This window comes from Amycolatopsis sp. M39 (genome assembly GCF_001651785.1).
Taxonomy (GTDB): Bacteria; Actinomycetota; Actinomycetes; order Mycobacteriales; family Pseudonocardiaceae; genus Amycolatopsis; species Amycolatopsis rubida.
In genome coordinates this window covers 108,013-128,297 of the sequence record NZ_LWSF01000011.1, presented here as the reverse complement: position 1 = coordinate 128,297, position 20,285 = coordinate 108,013, and the positions used below count along the sequence as shown (strand labels likewise).

Genomic DNA, 20,285 nt, shown 5'->3' with positions numbered 1-20,285 from the left:
ACGATCTTGGCGGAGAAGCCCTCGCGCCCGGCCTTCCTTGCGTCACGGTCGCGTAGGTGCGAGATGGCCAGCGCGGTGGCCTCCGGGTCGTCGACCTGGGCTCCACCTTGGCGTTCGGCCTCGGCGTGTGCGTGACGATGTTCGTCTCGGGTGTCGCCTTCGGGCCCATGAGCGCTTTGCTGTCCGAGCTTTTCCCGACTCGTTACCGCTACACCGCTGCGGGTTTCAGCTACAACATCGCACAGATCGTCGGAGGGGCGATCCCGCCGCTCGTGGCCGGGGCGATCACGGCAGCCTATGGCGGATTCGTGTTCGGCGCATTTCTGGCGGCTCTTTGCCTCGTCAGCTTGCTGTGCGCGTGTGGGCTGCGCGAGACGCGCGGAACGGATCTGACCCGCGCGTGAACTGACAACACCGAAGCGCGGCATCGTGCTCGATCTCACGACTCCACCGTCGCATCGCAGTGCACCCACAACGACCACGGCCGGCACGTCCGAGCCGCTGATCCTTCCGAATGACGACCGACACGCTCCACCATCACCGCCGTCATGCCGACTCACCCCGACACACCCGACGACAGGTCACAGTCCCCACCACCGCGGAAACCCATAGCTCAAAGGTCATTCTCCCGATGGAGATGTCGTCCGAACCGCCCCGGGGGCGCATTCCACCCACGGACACCACTCCAACGACACCGGCTCAGAGACCAAACCTGCCTGTTAGGCAGTACGCCGCACCATCCCGTCCCGCTGCACAAGTCTCGCCAACCGAACAACCTGAGCTCGTTGCGCCGCAACATCCACGTCGAGCGAATCCGTCTCCAGGTCAATGTCCAGCTTTCCCTGCGGAGTACGCGCTGCCGCACGCCTGAGCCGGGATGACCCGCTCACCGCAGCGCGCAGCTCGACCGCATCCAAGAATTCATCTCGGTCCCGCCTGAGCAGACCGGCGGCGTCCGCTACCAACGACGCCCTTTCACGCACCCGCTTGCAGTTCTGTTGACGTGCGATCAGAAGCGAATCGTAAATGTCGATGATCTCTCGATCCGGCACACCGCCAGTTTGAAGCCGATCAGGCATCGTCCGCCTGATCGGCGCGACGTAGCGCCACAATCGCCGGACACTCGCGTTCTGGAGCCTTCTGCGAACGTCCGCGACAAGGCCCGCGGCTTCGCCGAAGCACGAACCCGCTGCGATAAGCAGACCGCCGAGACTCTGCACGACGAGGCCCCTCCAGGGACTGCCACCGGCCAAATCCGGCCCCCCAACCACCGTGATCAGGCTCGCGATCACTCCTGCCGAACAGACCAAACAGCCGACAATCGTCAGATCGCCCGCGACTCGTAGTCGCCACGACGCCTGCCGCACCACCTTCCTGATTCGCATCGTGAGCACCGCGAACGCGAGCCCGGGGACCACACCGCTGACCCAGACGACCGCGCCCGGCAGCTCAGCGCCTTCAGACATCCGCGGCCAGCCGAAGACGGTCCAGGCCAGCACGCCGGTTCCGGCAGCGACGGCGGTCAGGACGTACCGCAGCCGCAACCAAGCCCACCCGCTGAGTCCAAGGAGGCCGACTGGCCCGATCACCGTTCCCAGCGAGCACGCACCGCGCACGAAGATCGTCAGGTTCGGCACACCGGTCACATCGCCCGCGATCGCGGTGGCCTCCGGCGCTCTGAGAGCCAACGACACACCGAACAAGGTCAGCATCGTCCCGAGATACGCCTTGCCCCGTGCGTCGCGGTGCCGGGCGAACACGATCATCGTCCGGACGCCTTCCGCCGCGACCAGCACTCCCGTCGCGAGCGCGACCAATCCAAGCGGGTCACGCATGCGCGTCGCGCAGGTCCGTCGCCGCCGCGAACGTCTTGCCCAGCGCCACCGCTGCACAGTTCTCGCGACCGCGGTCCCTCCTGAGGGCGTGGGCGTCGATTCGCTCGGCCAGTTGATGGGCGAACTCCTCCGCCATCAGCTCGTCGACCTCGCGGCAGCGAGGGTCCGCGCGCGGCAGGCACGGCCCAGCGGCATCCCCGTCTTCCAGGAGGATGTGCCCGAGTTCGTGGAAGTGGATGTGCCTGGCATGTCCCCGTTCGATATCGCGGATCACGACGATGTAGTCCGCGCTCTCGGTTCTGATGAGCATGCCGGTCGGCATGGCTCCGCTCAGATCGCCGCGCATCAACCGGATCGGCTTGTCCCGGAGCCGGTTCAACCGGCCGACCAAACCGTTCATGCTGAACGGCCGCGGAACCGGAATCTCCCCGACGAGTCTCGCGATGTCGGCGACCATGCTCGGTTCCAGCCTGGACTCTTCCGCTCGCTTCGCGCGCATTTCCCACCCTTGTGAATTCGGCCCGTCCGGCCAAGCCGGACAACTCCAGGGCCGCATGTGCCTGCCCCGGCGAGGCTTGGGCGGGTGCCTGCTCCTGGCCGCCGACCCAAGCCTCGCGCTTCTGTGCGGTGCCAGGCGGTCAGTCCCGGCTGCGGCATGCCTACCAGGGAATCTGCCGACTCACGCCAGTGATCTGCGTCGACTCACGCAGGGGTGTTCCGGGCGATATTCACTCAGTTGGCCTAGCTCGAACAGAATCCCCCGTTCAGCGAGACAGCGTCACATGGATCGTGTTAGCTGAGAACGTGTCGAGGCAGAACATGTCGTACCAGAAGACTTTCGAGTCGGCGGTCGAGATGCTCCGAGGACGGTGGATGATCGTGGTGCTCGCCGCGCTCTCCACCGAGGACCAGCTCCAGTACCGCGAAATCCGCGACCGGGTGAACGAAGGCGAAGTGCGGCCCGGAAATGGCGATGACATCAGCCCGCTCTCAGACCAAAGCCTCACCAAGACGCTCAAACGAGCGCAAGATCACGGACTTGTGCGCCTGCACGCCGACGAAGGCCACTTCAAGCCGACCTGGTACGAACTGACCCGGAAAGGCGCGGAAGCGTTGCGCGCTGTCCGCCCGTTGATCGAGTGGATGCATCGGTACGAGACAGCACCGAACCAGTGACCGGCAGCGTCAGGTCAGCGAGCTTGCCGGGTGTAGCCCGCGTTGATCCGGTCGCGGCCCTGGCCTTTCGCGAAGAACAGCCGGTTGTCCGCCGAGAGCAGTAGTTCACTTAGATCGACCTCGTCGCCGCCGTACCCGTTGTCACACGCCACGCCGACCGTGACGCGAACGGGAACCGCCGACGAACTGCTTCCCTCGCTGGGGACTATCTCCAGTGCCGCGACGGCACAGCGGATGCGCTCGGCGACCTCAGTCGCCCCGCCGAGATTGACATCGGACAGGAAGATTACGAATTCCTCGCCGCCGAAGCGGCCCACAAGATCCGTCCGACGAGTCTCGCTGGTGATCACCTGTGCGACCGCACGGAGTACGTCGTCGCCGAAGAGGTGACCGTGGGTGTCGTTGATGCGTTTGAAGAAATCCAAGTCCAGCATCAGCACCGCGGTCGGCACATGGTGCCGTCGCGCCTTCCGCAGACCCGCTTCGGCCAGGCACCGCCACGTCTCCATGTTGAGCAGACCGGTCTTGCGGTCAGTACTGGCAGCGATCTCGAGGTGCTTCACTGAATCGCTGCGGTGCAGCACGTAAACCAACGGCAGCAGGAAGAGGGCGAGCCACGGCCGCAGCTCGACGAATACCGCGGTGACCGCCCCGAGGAACAGGGTCACGATCTCCAGCGCGTTGGCGCTCCAGCCGCCGACGATCCCGGCGATCGAACGCTGCTTCTCCGCAGTCGCGATCGCCGCACCGACTGCCAACGTATTGACCAGCCAAAACGTTGCGATCGCAGCGAGGAGCACCAAGGCGCTCACGTCGCTCGGCGCGCTCAGCACGTTCCCGGACGACACGCCCCGGACCACGCCGTACGACACACACGCCGAGATGATCATCGCGCTGGTGTTGAACACCGCCCGATACGGGGCGATCCCGCTGGTCCACCTGGACGCGCGCCACCAGAGATGCAGGTAGAGCACCGCGGCAGCCATCGACCCCGCGACCGGGCCGGACACCAACGTGACCGCCAGAATCGCAACCGAACTCATGTTGACGTGCGGAGTGTCGGTCAACTGCCGGCGCTGCCGTTCGAGACGCCAGGTCAGCTCTGCGCTGAAAAGCCCTCCCACGGTGATCAGCACCGACCGGCCGAGATCCGCGAACACCGGCGGTTCGATCCACAGCCACCAGAGCACCAGCATGGCAGCCAGAAGATCGACAAGCACGACGGTCGCGAACACCGAGCGTGGAGCGTCTCTCAGCCTCGCTGTCCGATCAGACCTCCGCCTCCGCGCAGCTGCTCCCGACGCGTCTGGCTCCGCTGCCCCTTTACCCGCCATACTGACCCCTGTGTGTCGCCGACCGGGTCGGCGCCGCCTCTTCGTGCACGGCCCGGTCGGCCAGGCGGTCCTGGTCCTGGGGGGAGGTGCCGAACGTGCGCGGCAAGGAATGGTGATCACGCTTTCGACCTGCTGAGATCGGCTCGCTCCTGGTTGCTCCCCGGGAGCGAGCCACCCACCACCCGGAACCGACGATCAGCGCCAACACCGCTGCACTCGCACCGGCCGCGGCTGTCGTCCGAAATGGTCCGATGCGGTCCGCGACGGCACCGCCGGCCACGATCATGAGGCCTTGCGAGCAGTACATGGCCGTTCCCATCCGGCCCATCACGCCGCCGAGTCTTCGATTCGGCACGACGTTGACCACCAGCGCCTGCGCCTTGATCACATACACCTCAGCAACCGCGCCGGTCATCGCCCACAGCACCAGCGTCACGGCAAGATTCGGCTTCGCCGCGCAGGCGAGCAGCGGCACCCCGGCCAGCACTGCCAACGCGACGACCGTCGACACCTTGGTCGGCAGGGCCACCAGCGTCGAAACCCAAGCACCGATCGCACTGCCGATCGGATCCGCGGCCATCAGCAATCCGATCCCGAGCGCCCCAACGCCGACCTCGCGCCCGTACGGCGCGGCCAAGCCCTCGGGAACGATGTACAGGCCGAGCAGCAGCACCAGTCCGAACAACGCGACAACGACGCCGCGACTGCCGTAAGGAATGCGGTCACTCGGCTCTGAGATTTCCGGCTGCTCTGACGTACGCGCGGCGGGTCGCCGCTGCACGCCGCACAGCACGAAAACTGTGCTGATCACGAACGTGCCAGCGTTGAGTCCCATCGCGACATGCGGATCAAGCCACGCGAGCAGCAGCCCTCCCCCTGCGAATCCCCCGAGTTGCGCAACCTGCGTCGTGAACTGTCGCAGCGCGAGCCCTGCCTCGTAGCGTTCGCCGCGGCCCAGGACTTCCGGCAGCAATGACATCTGCGCGGCTTTGAACGGTCCCGCAGCGAAACTCAGGAGCCCGACGCAGCTCCACAACGCAGGCAACGGCAATCCGGGCACCGCCATCGCCCCCGCGAGCAGGGCGCGTACCCCGTCCGTCGCAGCCATGACACTGCGCCGGGGAAGCCTGTCCGCCAAACCAGACAACAGCATTCCGCCCAGCAAGCTGGGCACGAGGGTCAAGCCGTATGTCAGTGCAGTGAGGAAGGCGGACGAAGTCTGGGCATATACGACCAGAGCAAGCGCGACTCGCGCGAGTTGGTCGCCGATGACGGAACTCAGCTCGGCAAGCCACAGCGCCCGGAATTCGCTGTTTCGCAATGGTTCGGCGAAGCCGGGCTTGCTTCCTGCAGACATTCATCCCCCGCGGTGGTCGTGCGTCACCGGGACCGGGTCGGCACCGCCGACCACAGTTATCCGGACGTTCGGACGGACCAGGCGTCCTCAGCCAGGCCCCGCGGAAACTGTCATAGGTCGCGGTCGCGACGCCTGCTTCCGTGCAGGTGGCGACGCGAATCCATGAGCCTTCGGCGCACGACGACGAGATTCATACGGCCTCCCCTGCCGATATGACTTCTTGAAGGCGACTCCACCCATCGCCTCCAAGTGGATCAACGTATACCGCTGAGTGCGCAAGTGTATGCAGAACGCAACACTTCACTCGGATGGCTGAGTGCTTTGTTCGCATTCCCGGCCGCCGCGCAAAGCCGACCTCGCCACCCCTAAAACGACTTCAATCAGAGCCGATTTTGAGACCGGTCGCCCGGGAGGCGGCGCCCTCCCCGACAACCGCCTCCCGGACCGGACCGCGGCATCCACTGAGGGGGCAATACAAGGAGGGAGCCGCCGACCGGAAGGTGCTGCTGCAGCCGCTCCGGTCCGGGCTGCCAGCTGATCACCTTCTGCCTCCACCTTGCCCAGACGCCTCCTTCTTGTCAACAGATGAATTCATTTTGCTTCCACCTCCAGAGTTGGCCACCGCGAAGTCAACGAGGTTCCGTCGTGCCGAGACGGCCCCCAGCCACCCAAGCATCCGCGCGGCGACGTGCAAGCCCGGATGAGGCGCGTTACCGCACCGTCGCTGTCCGCGGGCTTGCACGCGCGCGACGCGCGGCTGCTGCGAGGTGCGGGTCCGTCCTCCGACACGAAGGAACCTGGCATGCATCGAAACGAGACCAGCGCAAAGACGTCTCCCATCGCTTACAGCCGCAGCACCCAGACGCGTTCCGAGGCTTCTCCGGCCGAGCGAGTTCTTGTGTGCTGCGCCTACACCGACGCGGCCGAGCAGAAGCGTCTCGCCGAGGGCGAACCGCAAAACTCGCTGACGTTCGTCAAGTCGGCCGACGATCTCAAACTGTTGCGAGACAACGGCCATGCACAGTTCGACGCCGTGATCCTCAATCAGGTATTCGAACCCGATTGGGCCGAGCCCGTGCTCATGGCGTGGTCCTTGCTCGCCGACAACGGGACCCTGCTGGCTGTCGTGCCACAGGATTGGGGCCGAACTGAAAGCCAGCATGCGCGTGCCGCCCAGGAGGTGGTCAGCCAGTTCGGCCGGGTCCGCCGCTCTTCTCGCCGCGCTCGCCGGGCCGGAATTCCCGCCGACTGTTCCATCCTGGCTTGCTCAAAGCGAGGCCGGCGAACCGATGCCTGGTGGCAGCGTGTACTGCGGCGTGCGCGATGAACCGCCGACCGTCGCTCAGCGAACGGGAAACTCAGATGCTCGCGCACGTCGCCCGCGGACTGTCCAACCGTCGGATCGCGCAGATCGAATACGTCACTGCAGAGACAGTGAAGACCCACCTGTACAACACATTTCGCAAGCTGCGGGCAGCCAACCGAGCGCACGCGGTCGCGATTGCGTACCACGTCGGCATTTTCGGGACCGACACCTCGTTCGGTCCTGCGATAGAGCCGTCACCGCTCACCCCCGCCCGGCCAACTCGCTGATCACGGCCGGACGAGCGTACGCTCGACAGTGGACGTTCGTCCGGCCCTCCTCGCTTGATTCTGAGGAGGGCCAATGACTTTGCTGCGTCAGAACCGTGAGCTGAAGCGGCTGGGGATTTGGAACTGGTTGCTGCCAGCGTTCGCCGGAACGCTTCCCGATGGACGCAACTACAACACCTGTCCGTCCGCCGGAGTGTGTGCGAGCGCATGCTACGCCCGCAACGGAACCTACCGATTCCCGACTGTGCTGCGGCGGCACCAAGAAAACCTCCGGTACGTCCTCGACGATCTTCCCGGATGGACTGCCGAGATGACGTCCGAGCTGGCGCATCCCAAGTTTGCCGACAGCTGGGTGAGAATCCACGATTCCGGCGACTTCTTCTCTCACGACTACCTGTCAGCCTGGCTGCGCGTCATCACCAGCACGCCAGCTACCCGCTTTTACGCCTACACCAAGGAAGTATCCGCGTTCCGGACCCTCGTTGAACCAGACCCGCCGCGCAACTTCTGGTGGGTCTACTCCTACGGCGGAAGGCAAGACGACCAGCTCGACCCGTCGGCAGACCGTGTCGCGGACGTGTTCCCGGACACCGACGCGATTGCCGAAGCCGGCTGGCATTCGCAAGACGAGTCGGACTTGCTCGCAGTCCTGGGACCGACACCGGTCGGCATTCCCGCCAACAACATCGCACGCTACAAGGCTCTCCAAGCAGGTCGCCGGTGGAGTCGCTGGCAGACCGCGGTCAACGCCGCTCGCCGCGACCGGATCGAACGAGCCTCACGAATCAAGAGGAAACCCTTCGATGAATCCTGACCACCCTCCCGTTCCCGCGTGGCTGTCCGGTCGACCGCTCGCCGGCGGACTGGTCGTGCCTTGGATAACGCCGAAACTGCCGGACGGCCGTTACGTGTTCGGCAGCATTGAGCAGACTTACGCCGAGCACGCCCTCGTGCACCGACTGTGCGGCGTGTGCGGGCACAGGCTCGCACCCCATCCCATCGTCCTTCTCCTTCGAGCGTCCGATCTTCCGCGGCAATGCACGAGCGAGCCCGGGTTGCACCCGCAGTGCTCGGCTTACACTGCCGTCGCCTGTCCTATGGTCAACGGAACGCTCGCGACCTACCGCACCACACCCGTGCCGGGCGTGCCTGTGACAGCCGGCTCTTCGGCTCGCCGCGGTGCTCGCGCCGAACGGTGGTTCTCGGTGTGGCTAAACGATTACCACGTGGTGGTCGACCACGGGCACCTGGCAGCCTCCTACCGCGGCGAGCACCCGCTGCGGATCCGCCCGATCACACGGCCGCCGCGGTGACGGTCTGCCGCACGCCCCGCCCCTTCCGTGCCCGCGTGTCCTTCTTCCGCGCGGGCACGGAAGGAGCGAACTTCTTGCTACCCAACACCTTGACGCATCCCCAAGCTGCCACGCGCCGCGGCAGACCTACTGGACAGGAGCATCCCCGATGAGCCCGCACCACGACGACCCGATCGGTCCGGATCTCGCGGCCGCCCGGCGCTGATCGGCCTGACGTGCCGCCGTGCCAGCTGGCACCGCTCAAGGTGCGCTTCGCTGAACGTAATCTCATCGTGCGTCTCCTGCCCCCGCAGGTGGTGCGGGGCGTACAGCAGCGCGAACAGCAACGGGTCGAGTTGCGTCAGCGCTCGCCTGCCCCGCGGGCCCAGCAACAATTTTCGATCGTGTTTGCTCAGGTAGGAGGCCAGATCGAACACTCGACGCACACCCCCCGCGCGCCGATTCCCTGCCAAAGCTCGGTCTCAAGCTCGCTCAACTTTCGTGAACAGAGAAAAGAGCAAGGCACTCATGTCCGCGTATATCGCGGTGGTGACGTTCGTCCTCGCGCTGGTGGACAACCCCGTCGTCGGGCTGATCTTCAGCGTCGTGGCCAACCTGATAGTCGCGTTCCTCCCCTACCCGAAAGAGGAGTAGTCGCCCCTCACGCCGTCATGCTTGCCGAGCCACTTGCCGAAGTGCTTGCGGTGAAGCCGAGCCGCTGCGCCGTGCACCTGATTCGCGGGTACGTCCTCGTCGAGCAGCGCGGCGACCAACGCGCGGTACGGAGTGGGGGCGACTGCCCACCGAGCCAGCCCTTCGCCGAGCCAGTACGCCTGCAAGCGAGGGGGCATCGTTCCGGCCATGCGGACCCCTCCCACGCCGCGAGACGACGGCATCCCGTCCTTCGAACCGAGACGATCCCGATACTCTTCGGTCGTAACGGTTATCACACCGCAAGGGATGTCCAAGCATGAACAAACGGTGGTGGTGGGTCATCGGGACCCTTGGCGTCGTGGTGGCGGCGTGCATTGGAGCCCTGGTCAGAATTGGGTCGGACCAAGGCGTCAAGCCTGATTGGTATTCGGCATGGGCATCAGCCGCGAGCGCCTTCATCGCCGCAGCAGCACTCGTCGCCGCTGCGCTCGCAGCGAAGGCCACCATCGAAACCAACCGAACCCAAACGTTGCAACTGGCGAGGCTNGAGGCTGGAAGAAGCCCAGCTCAGTGAACGCGCCTCGAAGTTCGCGGTATGGCGAGCCAAGTTCGCCACCCCTGATGAAATAACCTATCGGACTTTCTTCCACAACGCTGGCCCGCTGCCTATCTACAATGTTATCATTCACTACTTTGTCAACGGGCATGAGTACACTTCGAAGGCTAACACACTTCCGCCTACCCAGAGCCCCGATGTTTTAGACGTACCGGATCGCAACCTCAGGCACTTTATCCGCAGATTGTCAGATCAGGAAAACGAATTACCAAAACTGCAACCACAGCCTGAAATCAATGCCATACCTGACGTCAATGAGCGCGCTCAAGCAATGGCAAATCGGCTTCTAATGGTGCGAGGCGCGACAGAGGCCGAGGCTACCTACAGGAGAAATGCGCGAATCGAGGTTGGTGTCAGCTTCTCCGACGGCGAACACACTTGGTACCGATCCCCAACTGGACGGCTTGAGCGCACGTCATGACAGGCACTTCACGCGACAGTGAGCCGTGATCAACTCGGTAAATGCTGGCCGTAACAGTTGTAGCTTCGCAGGGGACTTCTCGGCATGAGCAACCGAACGATGTTCGCCGCGTTCATCTTTAGCATAGCCTTCATCGTGCTGGTCGATGTGGGCATTGCCACCCGGCGTGACGCCAACTGGTGGGCGGCATGGGGCAGTTGGGTCGGCGGAGTCGGTTCCATCGCGGCGGCGGCAGCAGCACTCTGGATCGCGCAGCAGGGCTGGACCCGCACGCAACGAGAGACCCAGGAACGAGAAGCTTCCAAGTTCGCTGTGTGGGTCACCACGGACGGGTCTGAGATGCCGGTGGTGATGGCCGTCAACACCACAGCTTTGCCCGTGTACGACGTCGAGATCCGGACGCGCGTCGGGGACTTCAGCCACACATTCCTGACTGGCACGGTTTCGCCGACCTTCAACAACGGAATGACGATACCGTCAGCCAGTCGAAGTCTAGGAGACTCGGTCCGAATCAATGTCTACCAGAGAATAGGGCAAGACGCCTATTACGAGCACGACGAGGATGGCGAGGAGGTCATCACCAGAGCAGCCGTCTCAGAATCAATCGAAGTCATTCGAAAGATCGAGCTGAGCGTCACCTTTCGTCAGGGAAAGCAGAGGTGGAGAGCAGAGCACGACGGCTCGTTGATCCGGCTGTGATCGATCTGGCGCCGGCTCCAGAGCCGCGCGGAGCGAGCGGTACGGGGTCGGTGTCGTCGCCCATCGCGCGAGTCCCTTGCCAAGCCAGTATTCGCGGAACTGTTCGGGGAAGAGGCCCTTCACTCGGGATCGCCTCCCGCCGGGCCACTCCGCCGGATTCACGAGCGGCAGCACCTCGAAGTTGGCTAACGAACTCGCCCGCACCGGTACAACCGTCATCAGCGGCGGCAGCTTCGGGATAGACGAAGCCGCACACTGCGGTGCCCTGGCTGCCGGCGGCACCACAGTTGCCGTGCTTGCCACCGGCGTCGACCAGAACTACCCGCTGTCCCACGCGCGGCTCTTCCAGACCGTGATCGACGAGGGCGGACTACTGGTCAGCGAATACCCCATCGGCACTCGCCCGGCGCGCATCCGGTTTCACGCACGCTGCCGGCTGCTGGCAGCCCTTGCGCCGGCAACGGTGATCGTCGAAGCCGGGCAGCGCAGCGGCGCACTTACCGTCGCCCGTGCCGCCCGTGAACTCGGCCGCCTCGTCTACGGGGTTCCCGGTCCGATTCACTCTGCCGCGTCCGCGGGAGTGAACGAACTGCTCCGCACGCGAGCCGCCGAAGTGGCCACCTCTGCCGGACACATCACCGTTCAGAAGGCTGACAACGGTCGTCTTTAGCGCTCGTCCTTGTGGCAGGTCGTGGTGAAGATCCCGTCCACTGCCGAAAAGCCGGGGCTCCCAAAGGAAATGAGGAGCCAGGACAGCGGTCATCGGGTGTTGCGCCGACGCGTCGCCAGCAGACGTAGGCCGCACCAACGGTAGCGAGGGTGGTGCGCGGCGGGCACCTGTCGACCGGCCACTGGTCGGCGAACAAGCCCGCCGCACACCGCCCTCGCTCTTCGGGGCGCGGCCCACGCCCGTGGACCGCCGGCACCGCCGGCCCACGCCCCCTGCCGTCGTTGGTCGGACAGCGACGAGTGAAGGGTGGCTCGTGCCCGAGGAGTCACGATTGGCTACCACAACCCAAGACGAGGACGTCTGCATCCATTGTGCTACTGAAGTAATTCCCGGCTGCACGCGTACCAACGTCGACGACGAACTCGTCTGTGACGATTGCGCGCCACTGCACTATCTCCAATGCGACAACTGCGCGCACATCTTCCGCACGCTGCTGACCGTCGAGGACGGCAGCGAGTCGCTGTGCGACGACTGCGCTGCGGAAGACGGATACCACGAGTGCCTTGACTGCACGTACCTCGTCCGCGGCCGCTTCCGGTGTACCGACTGCGCCAACCGGCTGCTGGGGTCATGGGAAGACCACGTCTACAGCTCAGACTACAAGCCGTATCCCCGATTCCACGGCTCCGGCCCGCTGTTCCTCGGGATGGAACTGGAGATCAACACCCCAGACCGCGACACGCAGCTTTGCCAACTCTGCGAAGACCGGCTCGGAGGTTTGGCTTATCTGAAAGAGGACGGCTCGATCACGGTCGGGTTCGAGCTGGTGACGCACCCGATGTCGCTTGCCTGGGCGCAGGACAACTTTCCCTGGACGCTGCTGGACGAGCTGGCGGCCCGCGGCTGTCACACAACCGACGACGTCGGGCTCCACATCCACGTCAGCCGGGAGGCGTTCGACGGTCGCAGCCACGTGTTCCGGTGGATGAAGTTCATCTACCGCAATGCCGCCGAGGTGCAGCAGCTCGCGCGCCGATGTGATTCGAGCTGGGCACAGTTCTCCCCGGATGAACGCGCGGGAATCAAAGACATCTGCAAGGGCGACCACAACCGGCCTCGCTACTCGGCGATCAACGTGCAGAACGACGACACATTCGAACTGCGCATGTTCGCCAGCAGCATCAAGCCCCAGGAGGTGCAGGCCGCGCTCGCGTTCGCCGATGCCAGTGTCCGCTACGCCCATCAGCTGACGCTCAGGGCCATCGTCCGCAACGACGGCTGGTCCTGGGACGCGTTCCTCGCCTGGGCCGCAGAACGGCCGGAGTACGACGCCCTTCTGCGCGAATGCGAGGTGCTCGCATGTGCATGCTGACCTACCTTCCAGCCGGAGTTCAGCCGGACGCGGCGGCCTTGGCCAACGGTGCCGAACTGAACCCGCACGGCCACGGCTACGCGGTCGTCACCGCACAAGGCATCATCGTCGGCAAGTCCTTCGACTTCGCGGAATCGCTGGAGACGTTCACCCGCCTCCGGCAGGAGCACTCCGGCGGACCGGCGTTGTTCCACAGCCGATTCCGCACGCATGGGAAGACCTCAGAGGCGAACATCCACCCCTTCAAGGTCAACCTCAACTCCAGCACCGTGTTGGCACACAACGGTATTCTTCCGGCGAGCGTCCAGCCCACCCGCCGCCAGAAGAAATCTGACACCCGGATCTTCGCCGAAGACTGCCTGGGCAAGTCGATCTCGGACCAGTTCGACGATGACGCCACGCGCTTCGTTCTCGAACGCTGGCTCGGTCCATGGAACAAGGTCGTTGTTCTCACCGTAGACCCTCGCCACTCCAAGCAATCCTATCTGTTCAACGAGAAAGCTGGCATCTGGGACGAAGGGGCCTGGTACTCCAACTCCGACTTCCAGCCTCCCGTTCCGGTGGCCCGAGGCGCGTTCAACGGAGTGTGTATCGCGTGCGACAGCATGGACTCGGCTGATCTCAGAGGGATCTGCGTAGTCTGCGGCAGCTGCGTCGAGTGCGCGTCGCTTCCCGGTTGCTGCGCACGCTGGTGCCCTCGCATCTGGGCACTCCCTCTGTGCGAAGAGTGCGAACTTCCGGCCGACGAATGCGAATGTCCCGCGAATGCAGACAAAACGGTGCGGCTCGCGCTGCCAACCTCGGCACCTGTATCCGCGGTAGCCAGCTCGCCGACGCGACTGTCCCGACGGGACAACGCACGCTAGCGCAGCGCGCCGGGCGCAGGCCAGATCGCTGATCCCCGCGCCAACCGGGTGGAACCCCACCACGTCGTCGCGTCCGAAAAGGACCTTCGGGCGGAGTTCCGCCCGGTTGGGCGAAGGCGATCCACCCACGCCCCTCGGCTGCGCTCTAGCACGTGCGTCCCGCCCGGGACACCCGCGCCGTCCGCGGAGGCGGCGCACAATCCCTTTGCAAGGAGCATGAATGAGCACCACCACCGACCACTCCGTTGAACCCGATCACACAGACGCCGTCGAGGAGACCGTGCCACTGCAGCGCTCGATCCTCGGCCCCGCCGACGAAGAGGAATTGGCGGCGTGGGAATCCCAGTGGGGAAACGAAGTCGACACCGTAGTGCACGCCGACCCGAACGAGATCGTGCTGGAGGACAACGTCCGGTCGCTTCAAGTGAAGACTCGGGCCGCGACGGTGCGCAACTACCAGCAGTCCGGCGTCACCACCGCCGCGAACGGATACCGGTCGATGGACGGCACGATCGTCGTCAGGTCCGGGCAGCGGCGCGTCCTGCACGCACGCAAAGCAGGCACGACCGTGCCGGTCTGGATGCACCTGCCCCCGCAGGGCGACGACCAGACTCGTGAGATCGACCGGGTCTTGGAGCAGCTCGACGAGAACGACCACCGCGAGCCGCTCACACACCAGGAAAATACCCAGGCCTACCAGTACCTTATCGATCTCGGAGTGTCGCCGACCAGGCTCGCGCGTCGACGCGGTCAGCAGCGCAAGGTTGTGCAGGAAACTCTCGCCGTGGGAGCCAGCGAGCTGGCGACCAAGGCCGGCGACCGCTACGGACTGACCCTCCCGCAGCTTGCTGAGATCGCGTGGTTCGACGAGCAAGGCATGACCGAGCAGGCGAAGGAACTGATCGTCACGGCCAACCAGCGGCCGCGTAACTTCGAGATGCTGGCGCAGAAGTTCCGCAACGACCTGCGGGAAGCCGAGATCCGCCAGGAACTCGTCGACGCCGTGACCGCCGAATTCGACGCCGCCGACATCACAGTGCTGGCCGAAGACAGCGACGAAGCCGAAGCCGCCCTGCCCTTGATCGACCTACGCCCCGGAGCGGACTCGCCCCGCGGAACCGAACTCATGGCCGATGACCACGCGTCCTGCCCGGGTCGCTGCGTACGGGTGGGACGCCGGTATCTGCGAGACGACGAGGAGGACCCGCACGGCATCGGCTACGTCATGGTCGCTCGCCATGCGTGCCACAACTTCCGCGCCCACGGGCATGCGCTCCGATGGGCACCGGACAACCGCGCCGACGCCCCTGCCGAGAACGATGACCGTGACGCCGAAGTGCAGTGGAATCGCGCGCAGTGGCGGTGGGTCCGGGACAACAACAAGCTGTGGGACGGTGCCAAACCCAAGCGGCTGGATTGGCTGAAGTCCTTCGCCGTGCGTCGCCAGGTCCCGACGGGCCTGCAGAACTGGATGGCGATCCAGAAGGTGAACGGGGACAAGCCTCTGGTCCGTGCGATGGAACGCGGGCACACCCTGGCGCGTGCTCTCCTCGGCGAGGAAGATCTCGCCGCCTACGCCGGGCGGCTGAGCGCCAAGCAGGCAACCGTGTTCGACGCGTTCCTGACCCTCGCCGCGCACGAAGAAGCGCTGCAGCGCGACCGCAGCCCTTGGCGTGCGCCGACACACCTGCAGCAGCAGTACCTGCAGACGATCCAGGACTTCGGCCACACGCTGTCCGACATCGAGCTGAAGGTTTTGACACCGGAGGACGAGGCCGAGGCCGTCACTCGGCTTCTCGAGGAACAGAACAGCAGCGAGGTGGGCGTCGAAGACGACCCGGACGAGGCACTCACGTCCGCCGACGACCAGACGACCGACCACGACTGACCTCGCCGAGCAGCGCGGCGACGGATGCCCCATTCGCATCCGTCGCCGCGCTCCGCGGCCATGCTTCCCCGCACGATGGGAGCCGACCATGCACCCTTCCCGAATTTGCTTGGCACTGCCCAGCCGACCGGACCTGCCCTTCCCCGCGGTCGAAGGCCCCCATCGGCTCCTGGCCGCTGCGCTCTGGTGCGCAGCGCGAGGCTGGGCGGTGTTCCCGCTCAAGGCCGGACGCAAGATCCCGGCGGTCGAAGGCTGGCAGCAGTGGGCCACCTGGGACCCCGCCGCCATCATCGACTGGTGGCGCAGTCATCCCGCCGACAATGTCGGCATCGCCTGCGGCCCCTCCGATCTCCTTGTCCTCGACCTCGACGCGCCGCGCACCGCCGGCGATCGAGAACTCCTGCACGGGCGCGATGTACTGGCAAATCTCGCGTACCAGGCCGGTCAGCCCGACCCGGCGGGCACGTTCACGGTCAGCACCCCCGGTGATGAAGAGAGCGAGCACCGGTACTTCCGGCAACCGCCCGGCCAAAGTCTTCGCAGCTCGGTCGGAACGTCGCGGCGAGGGTTGGGGTGCCTCGTCGACACTCGCGGCAACGGCGGCCTCGTCGTTGCGCCCGGCTCGGTCCTCGATCGCCGCGGACAGCTACAGGCCTACACGGTACTCCGCGATCTTCCGGCAGCACCGCTCCCGCAGTGGCTCGCCGACAGGTTGACGCCGCCGCCACCTCCGCCCATCGCTGTGGGAGCCGTTCCCCCGGCGGCGGATCCGCGAGTCGCCGCATACGTCAAGGCCGCAATAGCCGGGGAAAGCCGGCGAGTGCGCGAAGCGGTGGTAGGCGGACGGCACGAAGCTGTGCTGGCTGCCGCGAGGTCGCTCGGCCAGCTCGCGGCCAACGATTGGATCAGCGACGCCGCCATCACCGAGCAACTCGTCGACGCAGCACGTCGGCACCTCGGCGTTGACGACTTCGACTGGGCCGAATTGACCACCACGATCAGAGACGGCATCGCCTACGGCCGCCGGTGGCGACGCCAGATCCGCCCGCGCTGACGGCCCGTCGCGCCGTTCCCCGCCCCGTAGATCCCAGCACACCCGCCCGGGCCCGGCTGTCTTTGCGTCGTTCGTCGCGCCGCGCGGGAGCCGGGCCCGGACGAGCGCGCTCGAGCGACCTCGTCCGGCGATCGCCGCCGGAACGGGCCGGAATACCTCACGAACAGCTAAGGACAGCAATGGATTCTTCCAACGCCACTGGACGGTTTCTCTCGTCCGTCCCGGCAGTCCTCGGATTCTATCCAGAAGAATCACTCATCATCATGTACTTGAAGCCAGCAGACGGCGGACGCCACCTTGTGGGACTCACGATGAGGCTGGACCTCCCCGTGTTCGCCGCCGCACCGGAAGAATCGAGCGCGCAGACGGCTGCGCCGCTCCGTACGCAGGATTCCGGCGACGTAATGATCTGTGTGGCCTCCGATCGCACCGAACCCTTGCAGGACAACGAACTTCCCTTCCGCCACGAAATCGACATCCTGACCGCCGCGATCACCTCGGCTGGGCACAACGTCCGGGGCATCTATTTTCTCCCGAAATTCACGGAGGGTGCTCGGTGGCACTGTTACTGCGGCAGGCCGGGCTGCGGAGGAATCCTGCCCGATCCGCGGGCTTCGATGGGCGCCGTCTCAGCGGCTGCGAGTGGATACACCGTCCAACCGTCTCGCCAGTCGGTGCAGCAGCTGTTCACTCGTGCGTCTGCGGCCGATCTCGAGACCGTTGGCGGCGCGACACGACGAGCGTTGGAACGACGCGAGGACGCCCCGTTGCCGTTTGCCGATCGGCTCGCCGCTTTCGATGCAGCCGTCGCGGCCGCCGGAGAAGGACAGCTGCCTGCCGACCACAACAGGGTCGCGGATCTGATCGCTTGCTTCGCTTCGCCTCTGTTCCGTGACGCGTGCGTTCTGCCCCCGAGTGACCCGCGGCCAGAACTGCAACGGCTCAACCTGCTGCTCCACCTCAATCGCCTTGCGCCTCCGGAACTCCGTCGGCAGATCGGCACCGCATTGGCGGTCGGATACTGCTTGCTTGGGGACTACCTGCACGCATCGATGGCTTGCGCGTCCGTCCAACCCCGAACCGCGATCGCAGAACTTGTCCGGACACTTGTCGGCAGCGGAGTCGACCCGAACGCTCTGGACGACCGATTCACCAGCTATTTCCGCTCCGCGCGCGACAGTGCCGCCCAGGTCCATACCGTCGGCGCACCAACTGACCGACGACCGTCTCTTCATCGCCTCGTGCAGGACAAGGTTCGGCAGGTCGCCTCGGAGCACGAGCGCCAGGACGATCGAGCGCTCCGAACACGTCTCGAACGAATCGACCGGGCAGTCGAACGTGCCGCGTTCGGGCTTCCCGAACACGACGAGGACGTCGCCGAACTCGTCGCCAGCATGACCGCGCCGCCGGTATGCATCGCGGCGCTGGTCTCGCCGGCGAGCGGAACCGTCGACGCCGACAGGGTCGCGCTATTCCGTCTCCTGCAGACAGTCGCTCCGCCCGACTACGCGGCCAACGTCGCCGGAGCTATCGCTGTGGCCGAACTGACCACAGGCGACCTCGTCCGTGCACGGGCCGCGGCGAGGTCCGTCGACCCGCTATCGCTTCTCTCTGAAGCTGTCCTCCACGGGACGCTGACTTCGCCCGCGAAGGTCGTCGGCGACCTGATTGCCGACATCGCCTTGGCAGAACGTCATCGACTCGAGTGCGCAGCACAAGCCTAAGTCCTGAATCCCGGCGGGCACGGCCGATCCGCTGCCGTGCCCGCCCTTCATTACCTCGCAAAGGAAGTCCCATGTCAGATCCCGAGACCTCGAACCTCGACGCCGCCGGCCAGTTCCTCGCGAATATCCCGGCTATTGTCGGGTTCTACCCCGACGAGGCAGTCATCCTGCTCCATGTCCGTCCTGGCGACGACGGCCTCGACCGCGTAGGAGTGACGATGCGGCTCNNNNGGCAAGACGGTGGCAGGCCCGCTCCGGACTCAACCCGCCGGAACTGTGATCGCAGTCGTGGTGTCCCACCTGGACGATGCCGATGCCGAACTGCCCTTGCGCGCGGAAATCGACGCCCTCGCCTCCGCGATCACCGAAGCTGGCCATCGGGTCAGGGCAGTCTTCTTCGTCCCGGAGTTCCGCGAGGGTTCCTGGTGGCGCAGCTACTACGACAGGTCAGGCACCGCAGGAATCATGCCCGACCCGACCGCGTCGCTGGTCGCGCTCGCCTCCGCGGATTCCGGGGTCACCATCCAGCCGAGCCGTCAGGCGATCGAAGACCTGTTCCGCCTTGCATCGACCGATGAGCAGGAACGAATCGCGCGTGCGACACGGATTGCAGCCGCACGGGAACAGGAAACCCCCGAGCCGCTCGCGAAACGGATCGAAGCCTTCGACGCTGCAGTCGCCGCCGCCATCGACGGCGAGTTGCCCAGCTCCGACGAAGAGATCGCGAACCTCATCGCCAGCTTCTCGTCGCCGCTGTTCCGCGATGCCTGCGTCCTTCCTGCACACGGCCGACACCCCGAGCGCCAGCGCGTCCAACTGCTGCTGCACCTCTACCGGTTGGCCCCGTTACCGGAACGTCGCGAGATCTCAGCCGTATTGGCCGTCGGGTATTACCTGCTCGGCGAATACCTGTACGCGGAAATCGCCACACGGCAGGTCACCATTCCCACCTTGCACGCGGCCATAGTCGCCAGGAATGTCCAGCGGGCAATCAACCCCTACGCCCACCGCGGCTCCTTCGCTGAGTACTTCCGCTCCACGCGCTCCGCTGTTGAAAGGACGCGGACGGTCGGTAGCGAATCCGAACGTCATCCCCGCCTGCTGACGCTCGTGGACGAAGCAAAGCGGCAAATCCGGGCTGAACGCGACCACGGTGACCGCCGGGCGCTCAATGATCGAGTCAACCGGGTCGACGCTGTGGTCAAAGCATGGTCAGCCGGCTGGCGTGCTCAATCCGACGAGGAACTCGCCGCTCTCGTTGCCGCGGTGGCTTCGGCGCCAGTAGGTCTAGCGGTCCTGGTCCCTCCGGCCGGGCTCGCCACGGAAGGCAGCCGGGCCATGCTCTTCCGCTACCTGTTGGAGGTCAGTCCGCTCGACTACGCGAGCGACGTCGCCGCCGCGCTCGCCTTCGCCGAGTACGCCCAAGGCAACTTCGAGGCGGGACGAGCGGCCACATTGGCGATCGACCCGCCGTCGCCGTTGTCCGAGAAAATGCGGGCGCGCGCGTTGGATCCCTCTGGCGGAGATCTCACAGTCATCATTGCGAACCTGGCACGTACCGAACGTCGCAATTTACTGCACGGGGCCGCCGACTGACTCCGGTAGCGGCCGTACAACCAGCGCTGAGGTCGATGTGCGGATGCGGTGGTTAGCGCACGCACCTCCGCCCGAACCACCGCATCTGCGATGCCAATCAGCGACCAGTCCCGACTGCGGCGTTGGTGCCGGAAGCAA

Annotated in this window: 19 protein-coding genes and 1 pseudogene; 15 read left to right on the top strand and 5 right to left on the bottom strand. The window is 65.4% G+C overall.

Annotated features, from left to right (window positions below; genetic code table 11):
• Positions 1 to 56: 56 nt before the first annotated feature.
• Positions 57 to 404 (top strand): MFS transporter, encoded by a 348-nt coding sequence (locus A4R44_RS24105; protein WP_067584955.1) that lies wholly within the window; start codon positions 57 to 59, stop codon positions 402 to 404.
• Between the two features lie 315 nt (positions 405 to 719).
• Here the strand turns inward: A4R44_RS24105 and A4R44_RS24100 are convergent, their stop codons facing one another.
• Complete coding sequence (locus A4R44_RS24100; RefSeq protein WP_067584952.1) at positions 720 to 1,835, bottom strand: hypothetical protein; 1,116 nt, start codon at positions 1,833 to 1,835, stop codon at positions 720 to 722.
• Positions 1,828 to 2,292: a hypothetical protein gene (locus A4R44_RS24095; RefSeq protein WP_198545420.1), complete on the bottom strand. Its 465-nt coding sequence runs from the start codon at positions 2,290 to 2,292 to the stop codon at positions 1,828 to 1,830. The genes A4R44_RS24100 and A4R44_RS24095 overlap by 8 nt, the downstream gene beginning before the upstream one ends.
• Before the next feature lie 416 nt (positions 2,293 to 2,708).
• Here A4R44_RS24095 and A4R44_RS24090 point away from each other — a divergent pair, with 416 nt between their 5' ends.
• Entirely contained in the window at positions 2,709 to 3,011 is a 303-nt protein-coding gene (locus A4R44_RS24090; RefSeq protein WP_157904995.1) for a hypothetical protein, read from the top strand.
• A gap of 14 nt (positions 3,012 to 3,025) precedes the next feature.
• On the opposite strand, the gene A4R44_RS24085 is transcribed toward A4R44_RS24090, so the two are convergent.
• Together A4R44_RS24085 and A4R44_RS24080 are read right to left on the bottom strand one after the other, a co-directional pair.
• Positions 3,026 to 4,207 carry a GGDEF domain-containing protein gene (locus A4R44_RS24085; RefSeq protein WP_157904994.1) on the bottom strand — a complete coding sequence of 394 codons (1,182 nt, stop codon included), beginning with the start codon at positions 4,205 to 4,207 and terminating at the stop codon, positions 3,026 to 3,028.
• 127 nt (positions 4,208 to 4,334) lie between these two features.
• Positions 4,335 to 5,702: an MFS transporter gene (locus tag A4R44_RS24080; protein WP_157904993.1), complete on the bottom strand. Its 1,368-nt coding sequence runs from the start codon at positions 5,700 to 5,702 to the stop codon at positions 4,335 to 4,337.
• A gap of 802 nt (positions 5,703 to 6,504) precedes the next feature.
• Between A4R44_RS24080 and A4R44_RS24075 the strand changes: the two genes are divergently transcribed.
• The 4 genes from A4R44_RS24075 to A4R44_RS51810 all read left to right on the top strand — a co-directional run bounded on the left by A4R44_RS24075 (position 6,505) and on the right by A4R44_RS51810 (position 9,241).
• A complete protein-coding gene (locus A4R44_RS24075) occupies positions 6,505 to 7,029 on the top strand; it encodes an SAM-dependent methyltransferase (protein WP_067584938.1) in 525 nt (174 codons plus the stop codon).
• The gene (locus tag A4R44_RS24070; protein WP_067584935.1) at positions 7,026 to 7,295 is read left to right on the top strand and encodes a response regulator transcription factor; all 270 of its coding nucleotides are present in this window, start codon (positions 7,026 to 7,028) and stop codon (positions 7,293 to 7,295) included. Before A4R44_RS24075 ends, A4R44_RS24070 begins: the two co-directional genes overlap by 4 nt.
• Before the next feature lie 73 nt (positions 7,296 to 7,368).
• Positions 7,369 to 8,109, top strand: coding sequence for a hypothetical protein (locus A4R44_RS24065; RefSeq protein ID WP_067584932.1), 741 nt, complete (start codon positions 7,369 to 7,371; stop codon positions 8,107 to 8,109).
• Positions 8,110 to 9,115: 1,006 nt separating this feature from the next.
• A complete protein-coding gene (locus tag A4R44_RS51810) occupies positions 9,116 to 9,241 on the top strand; it encodes a hypothetical protein (RefSeq protein WP_255366183.1) in 126 nt (41 codons plus the stop codon).
• Here A4R44_RS51810 and A4R44_RS24055 read toward each other — a convergent pair.
• Complete coding sequence (locus A4R44_RS24055) at positions 9,223 to 9,450, bottom strand: hypothetical protein (RefSeq protein ID WP_157904991.1); 228 nt, start codon at positions 9,448 to 9,450, stop codon at positions 9,223 to 9,225. The two genes, A4R44_RS51810 and A4R44_RS24055, sit on opposite strands and share 19 nt — an antisense overlap.
• 912 nt (positions 9,451 to 10,362) lie before the next feature.
• On the opposite strand from A4R44_RS24055, the gene A4R44_RS24050 reads away from it, so the two are divergent.
• From A4R44_RS24050 to A4R44_RS24015, 9 genes and pseudogenes are all read left to right on the top strand, one after another.
• Entirely contained in the window at positions 10,363 to 10,977 is a 615-nt protein-coding gene (locus tag A4R44_RS24050; protein WP_157904990.1) for a hypothetical protein, read from the top strand.
• Positions 10,978 to 11,158: 181 nt separating this feature from the next.
• Positions 11,159 to 11,647 (top strand): DNA-processing protein DprA, encoded by a 489-nt coding sequence (locus A4R44_RS24045; RefSeq protein WP_067584914.1) that lies wholly within the window; start codon positions 11,159 to 11,161, stop codon positions 11,645 to 11,647.
• A gap of 313 nt (positions 11,648 to 11,960) precedes the next feature.
• Positions 11,961 to 13,019: a hypothetical protein gene (locus A4R44_RS24040; protein WP_198545419.1), complete on the top strand. Its 1,059-nt coding sequence runs from the start codon at positions 11,961 to 11,963 to the stop codon at positions 13,017 to 13,019.
• Entirely contained in the window at positions 13,013 to 13,885 is an 873-nt protein-coding gene (locus tag A4R44_RS24035; RefSeq protein ID WP_067584910.1) for a hypothetical protein, read from the top strand. The genes A4R44_RS24040 and A4R44_RS24035 overlap by 7 nt, the downstream gene beginning before the upstream one ends.
• Before the next feature lie 220 nt (positions 13,886 to 14,105).
• On the top strand, positions 14,106 to 15,773 hold the full coding sequence (locus A4R44_RS24030) for a hypothetical protein (protein ID WP_067584907.1): 1,668 nt from the start codon (positions 14,106 to 14,108) through the stop codon (positions 15,771 to 15,773).
• A gap of 88 nt (positions 15,774 to 15,861) precedes the next feature.
• Complete coding sequence (locus A4R44_RS24025) at positions 15,862 to 16,827, top strand: bifunctional DNA primase/polymerase (RefSeq protein ID WP_095213569.1); 966 nt, start codon at positions 15,862 to 15,864, stop codon at positions 16,825 to 16,827.
• 179 nt (positions 16,828 to 17,006) lie between these two features.
• The gene (locus tag A4R44_RS24020) at positions 17,007 to 18,551 is read left to right on the top strand and encodes a DUF4192 domain-containing protein (RefSeq protein WP_067584904.1); all 1,545 of its coding nucleotides are present in this window, start codon (positions 17,007 to 17,009) and stop codon (positions 18,549 to 18,551) included.
• A gap of 71 nt (positions 18,552 to 18,622) precedes the next feature.
• Positions 18,623 to 18,778 (top strand): annotated as a pseudogene (locus tag A4R44_RS52550) (DUF4192 family protein); the annotation flags it as partial.
• A gap of 13 nt (positions 18,779 to 18,791) precedes the next feature.
• Positions 18,792 to 20,147 carry a DUF4192 family protein gene (locus A4R44_RS24015; RefSeq protein WP_095213568.1) on the top strand — a complete coding sequence of 452 codons (1,356 nt, stop codon included), beginning with the start codon at positions 18,792 to 18,794 and terminating at the stop codon, positions 20,145 to 20,147.
• Positions 20,148 to 20,285 lie beyond the last annotated feature (138 nt).

Bases quoted from the DNA above. Each gene is read 5' to 3' on its own strand.
- A4R44_RS24100 (WP_067584952.1), bottom strand. From the start codon at position 1,835: ATGCGTGACCCGCTTGGATTGGTCGCGCTCGCGACGGGAGTGCTGGTC.
- A4R44_RS24065 (WP_067584932.1), top strand. From the start codon at position 7,369: ATGACTTTGCTGCGTCAGAACCGTGAGCTGAAGCGGCTGGGGATTTGG.
- A4R44_RS24095 (WP_198545420.1), bottom strand. From the start codon at position 2,292: ATGGTCGCCGACATCGCGAGACTCGTCGGGGAGATTCCGGTTCCGCGG.
- A4R44_RS24020 (WP_067584904.1), top strand. From the start codon at position 17,007: ATGGATTCTTCCAACGCCACTGGACGGTTTCTCTCGTCCGTCCCGGCA.
- A4R44_RS24030 (WP_067584907.1), top strand. From the start codon at position 14,106: ATGAGCACCACCACCGACCACTCCGTTGAACCCGATCACACAGACGCC.
- A4R44_RS51810 (WP_255366183.1), top strand. From the start codon at position 9,116: ATGTCCGCGTATATCGCGGTGGTGACGTTCGTCCTCGCGCTGGTGGAC.
- A4R44_RS24090 (WP_157904995.1), top strand. From the start codon at position 2,709: ATGATCGTGGTGCTCGCCGCGCTCTCCACCGAGGACCAGCTCCAGTAC.
- A4R44_RS24070 (WP_067584935.1), top strand. From the start codon at position 7,026: ATGAACCGCCGACCGTCGCTCAGCGAACGGGAAACTCAGATGCTCGCG.
- A4R44_RS24080 (WP_157904993.1), bottom strand. From the start codon at position 5,702: ATGTCTGCAGGAAGCAAGCCCGGCTTCGCCGAACCATTGCGAAACAGC.
- A4R44_RS24050 (WP_157904990.1), top strand. From the start codon at position 10,363: ATGAGCAACCGAACGATGTTCGCCGCGTTCATCTTTAGCATAGCCTTC.
- A4R44_RS24085 (WP_157904994.1), bottom strand. From the start codon at position 4,207: ATGCTGGTGCTCTGGTGGCTGTGGATCGAACCGCCGGTGTTCGCGGAT.
- A4R44_RS24025 (WP_095213569.1), top strand. From the start codon at position 15,862: ATGCACCCTTCCCGAATTTGCTTGGCACTGCCCAGCCGACCGGACCTG.
- A4R44_RS24075 (WP_067584938.1), top strand. From the start codon at position 6,505: ATGCATCGAAACGAGACCAGCGCAAAGACGTCTCCCATCGCTTACAGC.
- A4R44_RS24035 (WP_067584910.1), top strand. From the start codon at position 13,013: ATGCTGACCTACCTTCCAGCCGGAGTTCAGCCGGACGCGGCGGCCTTG.
- A4R44_RS24055 (WP_157904991.1), bottom strand. From the start codon at position 9,450: ATGGCCGGAACGATGCCCCCTCGCTTGCAGGCGTACTGGCTCGGCGAA.